Origin of the sequence: Stenotrophomonas sp. SBJS02 (assembly GCF_020428325.2) — a bacterium.
Taxonomy (GTDB): domain Bacteria; phylum Pseudomonadota; class Gammaproteobacteria; order Xanthomonadales; family Xanthomonadaceae; genus Stenotrophomonas; species Stenotrophomonas africana.
This window is the reverse complement of the sequence record NZ_CP109812.1, coordinates 4,420,417-4,432,585: the sequence shown is the minus strand read 5'-3', so window position 1 is coordinate 4,432,585 and position 12,169 is coordinate 4,420,417. Positions and strand designations below refer to the sequence as shown.

Annotated in this window: 9 protein-coding genes and 2 pseudogenes; 6 read left to right on the top strand and 5 right to left on the bottom strand. The window is 66.8% G+C overall.

Going from position 1 to position 12,169, the window contains the following annotated elements:
* Positions 1-58: 58 nt before the first annotated feature.
* From FQS62_RS20485 to pdhA, 4 genes and pseudogenes are all read right to left on the bottom strand, one after another.
* Positions 59-1,453 (bottom strand): annotated as a pseudogene (locus FQS62_RS20485) (dihydrolipoamide acetyltransferase family protein).
* The gene (locus FQS62_RS20480; RefSeq protein ID WP_005411349.1) at positions 1,450-1,803 is read right to left on the bottom strand and encodes an SH3 domain-containing protein; all 354 of its coding nucleotides are present in this window, start codon (positions 1,801-1,803) and stop codon (positions 1,450-1,452) included. The pseudogene FQS62_RS20485 and the gene FQS62_RS20480 overlap by 4 nt, the downstream one beginning before the upstream one ends.
* Before the next feature lies 1 nt (position 1,804).
* Complete coding sequence (locus FQS62_RS20475; RefSeq protein WP_019338598.1) at positions 1,805-2,872, bottom strand: alpha-ketoacid dehydrogenase subunit beta; 1,068 nt, start codon at positions 2,870-2,872, stop codon at positions 1,805-1,807.
* Positions 2,865-3,947 (bottom strand): pyruvate dehydrogenase (acetyl-transferring) E1 component subunit alpha, encoded by a 1,083-nt coding sequence (pdhA, locus tag FQS62_RS20470; RefSeq protein ID WP_049448461.1) that lies wholly within the window; start codon positions 3,945-3,947, stop codon positions 2,865-2,867. The genes FQS62_RS20475 and pdhA overlap by 8 nt, the downstream gene beginning before the upstream one ends.
* Positions 3,948-4,282: 335 nt before the next feature.
* Here pdhA and FQS62_RS20465 point away from each other — a divergent pair, with 335 nt between their 5' ends.
* The 4 genes and pseudogenes from FQS62_RS20465 to FQS62_RS20450 all read left to right on the top strand — a co-directional run bounded on the left by FQS62_RS20465 (position 4,283) and on the right by FQS62_RS20450 (position 8,894).
* A complete protein-coding gene (locus tag FQS62_RS20465; RefSeq protein WP_049448460.1) occupies positions 4,283-5,158 on the top strand; it encodes a tryptophan 2,3-dioxygenase in 876 nt (291 codons plus the stop codon).
* A 183-nt stretch (positions 5,159-5,341) separates the two neighbouring features.
* Complete coding sequence (locus FQS62_RS20460) at positions 5,342-6,841, top strand: peptide MFS transporter (protein WP_049448458.1); 1,500 nt, start codon at positions 5,342-5,344, stop codon at positions 6,839-6,841.
* A gap of 19 nt (positions 6,842-6,860) precedes the next feature.
* Complete coding sequence (locus tag FQS62_RS20455) at positions 6,861-7,466, top strand: thioredoxin family protein (protein ID WP_208043945.1); 606 nt, start codon at positions 6,861-6,863, stop codon at positions 7,464-7,466.
* A 289-nt stretch (positions 7,467-7,755) separates the two neighbouring features.
* Positions 7,756-8,894 (top strand): annotated as a pseudogene (locus tag FQS62_RS20450) (hypothetical protein).
* Positions 8,895-8,973: 79 nt separating this feature from the next.
* On the opposite strand, the gene FQS62_RS20445 reads toward FQS62_RS20450, so the two are convergent.
* Positions 8,974-9,468: a MarR family winged helix-turn-helix transcriptional regulator gene (locus tag FQS62_RS20445; protein ID WP_014648685.1), complete on the bottom strand. Its 495-nt coding sequence runs from the start codon at positions 9,466-9,468 to the stop codon at positions 8,974-8,976.
* Positions 9,469-9,597: 129 nt separating this feature from the next.
* Between FQS62_RS20445 and hppD the strand changes: the two genes are divergently transcribed.
* Positions 9,598-10,710, top strand: a complete 1,113-nt coding sequence (gene hppD, locus FQS62_RS20440) for a 4-hydroxyphenylpyruvate dioxygenase (RefSeq protein WP_176433087.1) — start codon at positions 9,598-9,600, stop codon at positions 10,708-10,710.
* Between the two features lie 102 nt (positions 10,711-10,812).
* Positions 10,813-12,111, top strand: a complete 1,299-nt coding sequence (hmgA, locus tag FQS62_RS20435) for a homogentisate 1,2-dioxygenase (RefSeq protein WP_208043946.1) — start codon at positions 10,813-10,815, stop codon at positions 12,109-12,111.
* Positions 12,112-12,169 lie beyond the last annotated feature (58 nt).

The window sequence follows — 12,169 nt, the reverse complement described above, 5'->3', positions numbered from 1 at the left end:
GCGTTCTTTCCACGTCAGGTGCCAACCAACGGTTGGCACCCACCGGTCAGGTGGCCGATCAGCTGGCCAGTGCCAGGTCGTCCATCATCGCGCGCAGGAAGCGGGCGGCTTCGCCACCGGTCGCCGCGCGGTGGTCGAAGGTGACCGACAGCGGGATCACCTTGTGCGCTTCCACGCCGCCCATCACCGGGGTCATCTGGTGGCGGGCACGGCCGGCACCGACGATGGCCACGCACGGCGGCACCACGACCGGGGTCGCGTAGCGGCCGGCGAACATGCCGAAGTTGGACAGCGAGATGGTGTAGCCGCTCAGTTCCGAGGCGGCGATCGAACGCGATTCCACCTGCTCGCGCAGGCGGTTGACGCCTTCGCGGATGCCACGTGCATCCAGCATGTCGGCATTGCGCAGGGCCGGCACGAACAGGCCGTCGTCGGTGTCCACGGCGATGCCGATGTCCACCTGCGCATGCAGGGTGCGGGTCAACGCTTCACCGTCGAACCAGGCGTTCATCGCCGGCACCTTCTGTGCGGCGACCACGATCGAACGCACCAGGCGCGCGGTGACGTCGTTGCCCGGTAGCCAGGCGTGGATGTCTGCGTCGTCGTTCAGCGTGGTCGGCACCACCTTGCTGTGCGCATCGGCCATCACGCGGGCCATGTTGCGGCGCACGCCCTTCAGCGGTTCCGGCTGGCCCTTGGCGACCACGCCCGGCGGCTGGGTGCGCATCGGCTTGCCAGCGGCAGACAGCGGGGTGCGGGCTTCGCTCTGCACCGGGGCAGACACCTGCGCCGGGGACGGCGCGGCATACGCGGCGGCAGCGACCGGCGCCGGAGCAGCGCCGAGCTTGGCGCTGCCGTTGGCGGCGGCCTGCTTGACGTCGGCCATGGTCACGGCGCCATCGGTGCCGGTGGCCGGCACGCGGCTCAGGTCCACGCCCAGCTTGCGTGCCATCGCACGCACGGCCGGGACGGCTTGACGCCACCGACGGCCAGCGCCTGTTCGGCGTGCACGGCGTTGGAGCTCTGCATGGCCCCGACCACGGTACCGGCGTCGTCACGCTCGGCGGCGGCCGGCTTGGCTTCCTTCCTCCGCAGCGACCGGCGCAGCCGGCGGCGGCGGCGGGGTCGGTACGACAGCCGGCGCCGCCGGTGCGGCGTGACCGTGGCTGTGGCCGGTGTCCTGGCCATCGGCGCGCTGCGGCAGGTTCGGGTCCAGTTCGAAGCTGGCCAGCACCGAGCCGGTCGGGATGATGTCGCCGGCGCCGCCGGACAGCTTCAGCACCTTGCCGGAGAACGGCGAGGGCACTTCCACCACAGCCTTGGCGGTCTCCATCGACACCAGCGGCTCGTCCAGCTTGATCACATCGCCTTCCTTGACGAACCACTCGACGATGGTCGCGTCCGGCAGGCCTTCGCCCAGGTCGGGCAGGTTGAAGTTCTTGGTCTGGCTCATTTGCAGTTCTCTTCCAGCAGTTCCAGTTCGCGGGCCGGCAGCCAACCCGTCGCGCCATTGGCGCGCTCGGACCACCACCACCCGCCGTGTTCGTGATGAAGCTTCACCATCTCGCCGCTTTCCACATCCAGCTCGCGGGCGTCGTAGTCGCACAGGGCTTCAGCGCGACCCTCGTCCAGCAGCTGCAGCCAGGCGATGGGCGCCCATCCAGCGCGCCCATCGTTGGTGCGTACCCAGGCAAACGCCGGCCATTCCTCGTCACGGACACCTACTTCGACGATCTGGCCGGTGTGGAACCGGAGCGGGTTGGGATACTGGCTGCGGTAAGCCCCCAGAAGGCGGGCCCGCATGTCAGCCGGCCGCCACCGCGCGCTTGGCCGCAGCCACGATCCGCTCAACGCTCGGCAGGTACTTCATTTCCAGGCGGAACAGCGGAATGTGGGTGTCGTAGCCAGTGACGCGCTCGACCGGGGCCAGCAGGTCGTAGATCGATTCCTCGGCCAGGCGCGCGGCGATCTCGGCGCCGAAGCCCGCGGTCTTCGGGGCCTCCTGCACGATCACGCAGCGACCGGTCTTGGCCACCGACTCGGCGATGGTGGCGAAGTCCAGCGGACGCAGCGTGGCCACGTCGATGACTTCGGCACTGATGCCTTCGCCGGCCAGCTTGTCGGCCGCTTCCAGCGCTTCCTTCACCTGCGCGCCCCAGGTCACCAGGGTCACGTCGGTGCCGTCGCGCAGCACGAAGCAGACGTCCAGCGGCAAGGCTTCGCCGTCGTTGACGACCACTTCCTTGTACTGGCGGTAGATGCGCTTGGGCTCCATGTAGATCACCGGATCCGGCTCGCGGATCGCGGCCAGCAGCAGGCCGTAGGCACGCTGCGGCGACGACGGCAGCACCACGCGCAGGCCCGGCACGTTGGTGAAGATCGCCTCGTTGGCTTCGCTGTGGTGTTCCGGCGCGCGGATGCCGCCGCCCCACGGCACGCGCAGCACCATCGGGCAGTGCAGACGGCCACGGGTGCGGTAACGCAGCCGGGCGGCGTGGCAGACGATATGGTCGACCATCGGGTACATGAAGCCATCGAACTGGGCTTCGGCCACCGGCTTCATGCCCTGCGCGGCAAGACCAATCGTCAGGCCGGCGATGGTGGTTTCGTCCAGCGGGGTGTCGAGGATGCGCTCGGAGCCGAAGCGCTGCTGCAGGCCGGCGGTGGCGCGGAACACGCCGCCGTTGACGCCCACGTCTTCGCCCAGCACCAGCACCGACGGGTCGTGTTCCAGCTCCCAGGCCAACGCCTGGGTGATGGCTTCGATGAGGGTGATCGGGGTGGTGGTCATGCTCTCTTCTCCGCGCGCGACCGCAGCGCTGTCGGCGGCGTTGGTGTGCGCGCCGGGCGCGCCGTTCTTGATCTCATCCATGGCGCTTCTCCAGGGCGATCGCCTGGGCACGCTGGGCCAGCAGGTCCGGCGGCGGATCGGCATACAGGAAGTCGAACATCGCCTCGACCGGCTGCACCGGCGTGTTGAGGTACAGGTTCACTTCCTCGTCCACGCGCGTGCCGCACTCGGCGACCCAGGCGGCTTCCTCGTCTTCGCTCCACACACCGGCGTTGATCAGGTACTTGCGCAGGCGCAGCATCGGCTCGCGCTGCCACGCATCCTTCACTTCAGCGTCGTCGCGGTAGCGGCGCGCGTCATCGGCGGTGGTGTGGTCGGACAGGCGGTAGGTCATCAGTTCCAGCACGGTGCCACCGTCGCCGGCCAGCGCACGTTCGCGCGCCTGCTCCATTGCCGCCAGCACCGCGATCAGGTCGTTGCCGTCCACCTGCAGGCAGTGCAGGCCGCCGGCCAGGCCCTTCTGCGCCAGCGTTTCGGCACCGGTCTGGGCCGAACGCGGAACCGAGATGGCCCAGCCGTTGTTGACGATGCACAGGATCAGCGGGAGCTTGTAGGCGCCGGCCGAATTCAGTGCCGCGTAGAAGTCGGTCTTGGAGCTGCCGCCGTCGCCGCACACGGCCACCGCGATCTGCGCTTCCTTGTTGAGCTTGAACTTCAGCGCCGCGCCTGCGGCATGCAGGCACTGGGTGGAGATCGGCACGCAGAACGGGAAATCCTTGGCCGCGTTGCCGCCGTAATCATTGCCGCGTTCGTCGCCGCCCCAGTACATCAGCACGTCGTGCGGGCGCACGCCACGCATGAACATCGCGCCATACTCGCGGTACGAAGGTGCGAACACGTCGTCCTTCTGCATCGCAGCGCCGATACCCACGTGCGCGGCTTCATGGCCTAGGCAGGCGGCATAGGTGCCGAGCTTGCCGGTGCGCTGCAGGGCGATGGATTTGCTGTCGAACGTACGTACGAACAGCATCTGCTTGAACAGCGGTACCAGGACCTTGGGGTCGCGCAGCGACGCGGGCAGGTCATCGCGGACGAGCGTGCCGTCCGTATCCAGGTACTGCAGGTATTCGATCTTGAATTCAGCGGCAACCGTCATTGCGTACTGCACCTTCGACAGAGAAGTTACAAATGATATGAATCGCCATGTTAAGGAACGCGTACGGAATAGCCTTCCTGCGCCGCAACACGGCGATTCCCCGTTTTACCCCTGCCGGCGGGTGGGGGGCCAATAACAACAACGTATTCAGTCGTTGCTGCAAAGCATCAGAATACGCCTCTGGCTGACCGCCAGTACAACGGCCTGGACGGTTCCACGCGCAGGCCCGGGATCGGCCGATGCTCCACGGCCAACCGCACGCCCGGGTATGGACCCGGCGGCTGCCAGCGCGGCGGCAACGCGCTACCCTTGCCGCCCCCGATCTGGTCCCGCCCATGTCCGTCGACAACAACCAACGCGATCTCGAAGCCGGCATCCACACCGACCTGCAGGGACGCCTGACCTACGGCGGCTACCTGCGGCTGGACCAGCTGCTCAGCGCGCAGCAGCCGCTGTCCAACCCGCCGCACCATGACGAGATGCTCTTCATCATCCAGCACCAGACCTCGGAGCTGTGGCTGAAGCTGCTGGGCCATGAGCTGCGTGCCGCAATCGGCTTCCTGCAGCGCGATGAAGTCTGGCAGTGCCGCAAGGTGCTGGCGCGCAGCAAGCAGGTGCTGCGCCAGCTGACCGAGCAGTGGTCGGTGCTGGAAACGCTGACGCCGTCCGAGTACATGGGCTTCCGCGACGTGCTGGGCCCGTCGTCGGGCTTCCAGTCGCTGCAGTACCGCTACATCGAGTTCCTGCTGGGCAACAAGAACGCGCAGATGCTGCAGGTGTTCGAGCACGATGCGGCCGGGCAGGCGCAGCTGCGCACCGTGCTGGAGGCGCCCAGCCTGTACGAGGAATTCCTGAAGTACCTGGCCCGCTTCGGCCATGCCGTGCCGGCGGTCTACGAGGCCCATGACTGGACCCAGCCGCACGTGGCCGACGACGCACTGCAGCCAGTCTTCGAGCGCATCTACCAGGACACCGACCGCTACTGGCGCGAATACGCGCTGTGCGAGGACCTGGTGGACCTGGAGACCGCCTTCCAGCTATGGCGATTCCGACACATGCGCACGGTGATGCGGGTGATCGGCTTCAAGCGCGGCACCGGTGGCTCGTCCGGCGTGGGCTTCCTGGCCAAGGCATTGGAGCTGACTTTCTTCCCCGAACTGTTCCAGGTGCGCACCAGCCTGCAGGCCGCGCCGCCGGCAGGGCTGGGCTGACCCCCCCATTCAGCTTGGATCCCTGCCGGCGGCTGGATCGTTTCAGATGCAAGTTCAGGGAGCAGGCTGCCACCTGCCTCAAACGGCGTGTATTTGACGTGAACGCCAGAAGTCGGTGATCCTCGCGCGTTGCTCCAACTGCACACCGGACGTGCTCGTCATCCACCGAACCAGGAAATCCGCATGAGCCTAAACGCCACTGCGAACACCCCAGAGCCGGCGCTGCCGGACTTCAAGACCACGATGGGCCATCCGCGTCCGTTGTGGATGCTGTTCATGACCGAGTTCTGGGAGCGCTTTGCGTTCTATGGCATCCGCTGGGCCTTGGTGCTGTACATCGTTGCCCAGTTCTACAACGGCAGCGCTGCCGGTGAAGGCGACGCCAGCCGCATCTACGGCGCCTACCTGGCCCTGGTGTATGCCGCAGCGATCTTCGGCGGCTACGTGGCCGACCGGGTACTGGGCTACCAGCGCTCGATCCTGACCGGCGCGATCATCATGGCCGCTGGCCTGTTCATGATCTCGCTGCCGCAGGAGCACATCTTCAAGCTCGGCCTGGCCACGATCATCGTCGGCAACGGCCTGTTCAAGCCGAACATCTCGACCATGGTCGGCAAGCTGTACGGCCTGAAGGACGAGCGCCGCGACTCGGGCTTCACCATCTTCTACATGGGCATCAACATCGGCGCGATGATCGCCCCGGTGCTGACCGAGTACCTGGCCCGCAAGGTCTTCGGTACCGATGCAATGCCGTCCTACAAGGTCGTGTTCATCGCCTCCGGCGTGGGCATGCTGATCTCGCTGGTGTGGTTCTACATCGGTCGCGCCGGCCTGAAGGGCATCGGTGCACCGCCGGCCGGTGCTGAAGGTTTCGGCCGCATCATCATGGTGCTGGTCGGTGCCGTGGTCGCCATCCCGGTTGCGTACTTCCTGCTGGCCACCGGCGCCACCGCGCTGGCCTGGATCCTGGGCGCGATGTTCACCGCGCTGGCCATCCTGCTGCTGGTCGAGGGCATCCGCGAGGGCAAGGTGCAGCGCGACCGCGTGATCGCGATGCTGATCATCTTCGCCTTCAACGTGATGTTCTGGATGTTCTTCGAACAGGCCGGCAGCTCGTTCACCTTCCTGGCCGAGAACATCGTCAACCGTCAGATGGGTGACTGGACGTTCCCGACCGCGTGGTTCCAGTCGGTCAACTCGGTGGCGATCATCACCCTGGCCCCGGTCATCGCCTGGATCTGGGTGGCCCTGGGCCGCGCCAATCCGTCCATTCCGCGCAAGTTCGGCCTGGGCCTGCTGTTCAACGGCGCCGCCTTCGCCCTGCTGATGTTCGCCCTGTCGCAGATGGTCGTGGACGGCAAGATCCCGTTCTGGACCCTGTTCATGGTCTACGTCATCCAGTCGGTGGGTGAGCTGTGCCTGTCGCCGATCGGCCTGTCGATGGTCACCAAGCTGGCCCCGGTGCGTCTGGTCGGCTTCGGCATGGGTGGCTGGTTCCTGTCCACCGGCATCGGCAACAACCTGTCGGGCATCTTCGCTGGCGTGGTCAGTGGTGAAGGTGGCATGACGGTCGAGTCGGCCCTGAAGGGGTATACCTTCGGGTTCTGGGCCCTGATCGGCTCCGGCGTGGTGCTGTTCCTGGTTGCCCCGCTGATCAACAAGCTGATGCACGGCGTCAAGTAATGATGAGAGGGTAGAAGGCATGCGTAGCAAGCTCGGTACTGCGGTAGTGGTGGTCTGTGCGGCGCTGATCGGCGCCTGTTCCCAACCGCAACCGCCTGCCGCCGCCGAGCCTACGCAGCCCCTGGATACCCGACCCACCGAGCCACCGGTCGCTGACCCCAGCGAACCGGTGGCCTCGGGCAACACCCCGGTGGCGGCGGATATCGCCGCCATCGCCGGGCTCGGCGCGCAGTTCGACCCGGCCCGCGACCCCGCCGACGATCTGGCCACCGCCAAGGTGGAAGCCCAGCGCGGCAAGAAGCGCATCCTGCTCGAGGTCGGCAACGCTGCCTGCGATCGCTGCCGGGCGCTGGACGAGGTGGTCGAAGGCAACGGCGACCTGCGCCGCTTCCGCGACGCCCACTACGTGTGGGTGAAGGTCAACGCCAGCGACGAACAACCCAACACCGCCTTCTTCGCCCAGTTCCCGATGATGGAGCGCGACTACCCGTACCTGCTGGTGCTCGATGCCGACGGCGGACTGCTGGTATCGCAGGCCACCGGTGAGCTGCGCAAGGGCGAAGCGTTCCAGCCTGCGCGGGTGAGCGCATTCCTCAAGCAGTGGGCACCCGACAAGCCGGTATAGGGTAGTGCCGGCCGCTGGCCGGCATGCTCTGGTGGGTGCCGACCGCTGGTCAGCATGCTCGGGTGGGTGCCGACCGTTGGTCGGCATGCTCGGGCAGGTGCCGACCGCTGGCCGCCAACTCCGGTGGGTGCCGACCGTTGGTCGGCACTGTGGTGCATCCGCGCCTCGCGCGGATCTACTGCGCGCGCCGTCACACTCTTCGAATCGGCGTCTCAACTTCACTGCATGTACGCCGTTACCGGCAAGGACCTCAGTCGACGCCCCGTCGACGCAACCTACCGGAACGCCCATGCACAGCGACCACGCCGAACGACTGCCCGATCCTGCCAGCAACCTGGCCGAGGCTGGGGCAGGCGAGGGCGTGACCCTGCCGGCGCAGGAGGCCCTGCTGGATGACGCCGGTACCGGCGAGGACAGTGTTGAACTGGCGCCGCCGCGCCACCGCCTGCCGCAGATCGCGCTGCCCGACAACGTAGTGCTGAAAGGTGCGGTGCAGAAGCTGGTCGAACAGAAGGCGCGTCTTGATGCGCTGGCCGCCGACGGCCAGCTGGCCGGGTTGCTGCCACCGGAATGGCAGGGCCATGGCGTGCGCGCGATCGAACTGTCCACCTTCATCCAGGGCGTGCTGCCGTTCCTGCAGCCAGGCGAGCGTGGCGAGACCGCGCCGGCGCGGCTGCCAGTGCGCCACGTGCTCGGTGACGACAGCCGCTGGGGCCTGGAGGATGTCGCCGAACCGAAATCGCTGGCCTGGTACCTGGCCAGTGACGAACGCGCCACCGCCGGCAGCAAGGACGTGGCCGAGGCGTATCTGGTGGGGGCACTCGGCCTGGCGTGGATGCAGGAAGGGCGCAGCCGCCCGGGTTTCCTGCGTGCGATGGGCCAGGACAGCCTGGCGGCGCGGGTGACCATGCTCGGCTATCCGCCGGCCAACGAACTGGCGCTGTACAGCGTCACCGCGCACGGCCAGCCGCAGATCTGGTGCGTGCATGGCCGCCGCCGCATGCGCCCGCTGGTGGCGCCGTGGCTGAGTGTGCCGCTGCTGACCGCCTACGGCGTGCCGGCGCCGGTTGCGTGGCCGTCCAGTTTCCCGCCGGTGGAGGCCGTGGCCGAGCTGCTGGCGACCGCACGCCAGGGCGCGCGCTGCCGGAAGTGGACCTGGCCAAGGCCGTGGCGAAGATCGCCGAAGAGGCCGCATCCGACGCCTGGCAGCCGGTCAGCCTGCTGCAGCTCAACACCTGGTCGCCGCGTTGGCACTTCTTCCTGGGCACCTTCGTCGGCCTGCCGTCGCTGCTGCTCGTAGCTGCCGCGCTGGCGTTGCCGGGGGCGGTCGAAGCGGCCACGGTTGCCGCCTCGCTCGGCTTCGCCGGCGGTGCCATTGCCGCACTGGCGGTGCCGTGGATCCATGCGCGCCGCAAGCATCTGAGCTGAAAAAGGGACGGAGGGGATTAAGCCGCAATCAGCACAGGTGTGCCCAGAACGACTTAATCCCCTCCGTCCCCTTTTTCTTTCAGACCCCCTCGCCCATCCGCTCCAGGCCTTCGCCGGCCAGGCGCAGGATCAGCTTCTCCAGCACCTGCTCTTCCTCCTCGCTCAGCACCGACATCAGCTTGCGGGTGATCTCGATCACCATCGGGGCGATGGTTTCGTACACCTCGAAGCCGGCTGCCGACAGCGCCAGCACCGAACGGCGGCGGTCGTCGCCGTGGGTCTCGCGCTTGATGAAGCCGCGCTCCAGCAGGCGGGCCACGGCGCGGCTGACCGCTACCTTGTCCATCGCCGTGCGGTCGGAGACCTCGCTGGCCGAGGAACCCGGGTACAGCGCCAGGATGGTGATGACCCGCCATTCGGGAATCGCCAGACCGTAACGATCGCCGTATAGCTTGGCGATGTTGCCGCTGACCCGGTTGGACAGCACGCTCAGCCGGTAAGGCAGGAACTGTTCCAGGTCGAGCAGGACGTGCGAGGCACGCAGGCGGGTCGAAACGGGATCGGCGGGGCTCATGTTGCGGTGCACCTTGCTGGTGGTTTCAAGTGTAACTATAAGGGGTGGGTCCAGACCCTGCATTCTCGCCGGGTCCCTACCTGCCCGCACCTGGTTTGTACCGATGCGGTACCGATTCGGAGCCACGCCATGAATACCGCAGTCCCGACCGCCTCGCATCCCAACCCCGGTATGCAGGTCACCACCTTCGAGAACCCGATGGGCATCGATGGCTTCGAGTTCGTCGAATTCGCCGCCCCGGCCGGCCGTGGCCAGGAGCTGCACGAGTACTTCCGGAAGATGGGCTTCAGCGCGGTGCTCAAGCACAAGCAGCGTCCGATTACCGTCTATCGCCAGGGCGACGTCAACTTCCTGGTCAATGAAGACCCCGATTCCTTCGCTTCGGACTTCGCCGAAAAGCATGGCCCGTGCGCCTGCGGCTTCGCCATCCGCTTCAAGAAGCCGGGCCAGGAGGTCTACCAGACCGCGCTGGGCAACGGCGCCGAAGCCATCGCCTTCAAGCCGGACAGCAAGGCCGTCAGCGCGCCGGTCATCAAGGGCATCGGCGACTGCATGCTGTACTTGGTCGATCGTTACGGCAGCGCGGGCAGCATCTTCGACGGCGACTACGAACCGATCGCCGGCGCCGACCTGCACCCGGTGGGCTTCGGCCTGACCTTCATCGACCACCTGACCCACAACCTGTACTTCGGCAACATGCAGCAGTGGTCGGACTACTACGAGCGCCTGTTCAACTTCCGCGAGATCCGCTACTTCGACATCAAGGGCCTGAAGACCGGCCTGGTGTCCAAGGCGATGACTGCGCCGGACGGCATCGTGCGCATCCCGCTGAACGAGTCGTCCGACCCGAAGAGCCAGATCAACGAGTACCTGGACGCGTACAAGGGCGAGGGCATCCAGCACATCGCGTGCTTTACCGAGAACATCTACGAGACCGTTGAAGCCATGCGTGCGCAGGGCGTGGACTTCCTCGACACGCCGGAGACCTACTTCGACGTGATCGACCAGCGCGTGCCGAACCACGGTGAAGACGTGGCGCGCCTGGCCAAGAACAAGATCCTGATCGACGCCGATCCGGAAACCCACCAGCGCAAGCTGCTGCAGATCTTCACCCAGAACTGCATTGGCCCGATCTTCTTCGAGATCATCCAGCGCAAGGGCAACGAAGGCTTCGGCGAAGGCAACTTCACCGCGCTGTTCGAGAGCATCGAGCGCGACCAGATCCGCCGCGGCGTGCTGTAAGGTCATCGGTAGCGCCGGGCCAGTCCCGGCGCCTGCCCATCTGTAGAGCCGAGCCATGCTCGGTTGCTTTCCGTTCCGGTCTCGCCGTACCCAGGAGCCCCCATGTCCCCCGCCATCACCGCCCGCGGCTATCAGTCCGGCTTCGGCAACGAGTTCGCCACCGAGGCCGTCGCCGGCGCGCTGCCGGTCGGGCAGAACTCACCGCAGAAGGTGGCCCACGGCCTGTACGCCGAACAGTTGACCGGCACCGCCTTCACCGCGCCGCGTGGCAGCAATCGCCGCAGCTGGCTGTACCGGATCCGCCCGGCGGTGACCCACGGCGAGTTCACCCCGTTCGCGCAGTCGCAGCTGCAGTGTGATTTCGGCGCACAGCCGGCCTCGCCGAACCAGCTGCGCTGGAGCCCGCTGCCGCTACCGGAGCTGCCGACCGACTTCGTCGAAGGCCTGTACACGATGGGCGGCAACGGCTCGCCCGACGCGCATGCCGGCGTGGGCATCCACCTCTATGCCGCCAACCGCGACATGGTCGGCCGCTACTTCTACAACGCCGATGGCGAGCTGCTGATCGTGCCGCAGCTGGGCGCGCTGCGCCTGCTGACCGAACTGGGCGTGATCGAGATCGAGCCGCAGCAGATCGCGGTGCTCCCGCGTGGTGTGCGGTTCCGTGTCGAACTTCCCGATGGCCCGAGCCGCGGCTACATCTGCGAGAACTACGGCGCGCTGCTGAAGCTGCCCGACCTCGGCCCGATCGGTTCCAACGGCCTGGCCAATCCGCGCGACTTCGAAACCCCGCACGCGGCGTTCGAGGATGTCGATGGCGACTTTGAGCTGATCGCCAAGTTCGAAGGCCGACTGTGGCGTGCACCGATCGACCATTCGCCGCTGGACGTGGTGGCCTGGCACGGCAATTACGCGCCGTACCGCTACGATCTGCGTCGCTTCAACACCATCGGTTCGATCAGCTACGACCACCCGGATCCGTCGATCTTCCTGGTGCTGCATTCGCCCAGCGACACGCCGGGGACCAGCAACATGGACTTCGCGATCTTCCCGCCGCGCTGGCTGGTGGCGCAGAACACGTTCCGCCCGCCGTGGTTCCACCGCAACATCGCCAGCGAGTTCATGGGCCTGGTGCATGGCGCCTACGACGCAAAGGCCGAAGGCTTCGTGCCGGGTGGCGCGTCGCTGCACAACTGCATGAGCGGTCACGGCCCGGACGCGCCGACCTTCGACAAGGCCTCAAGTGCCGATCTGTCCAAGGCCGATGTGATCAAGGACACGATGGCCTTCATGTTCGAGACCCGCGCGGTGATCCGCCCGACCGCACAGGCGCTGGCAGCGGGCCACCGCCAAGGCGATTACCAGCACTGCTGGAACGGCCTGCGCAACAATTTCCGTTGACCCGAAAAAGGGGACGGAGGGGATTAAGTCGTTTCAGGCACACGTGTGCTGATTGCGG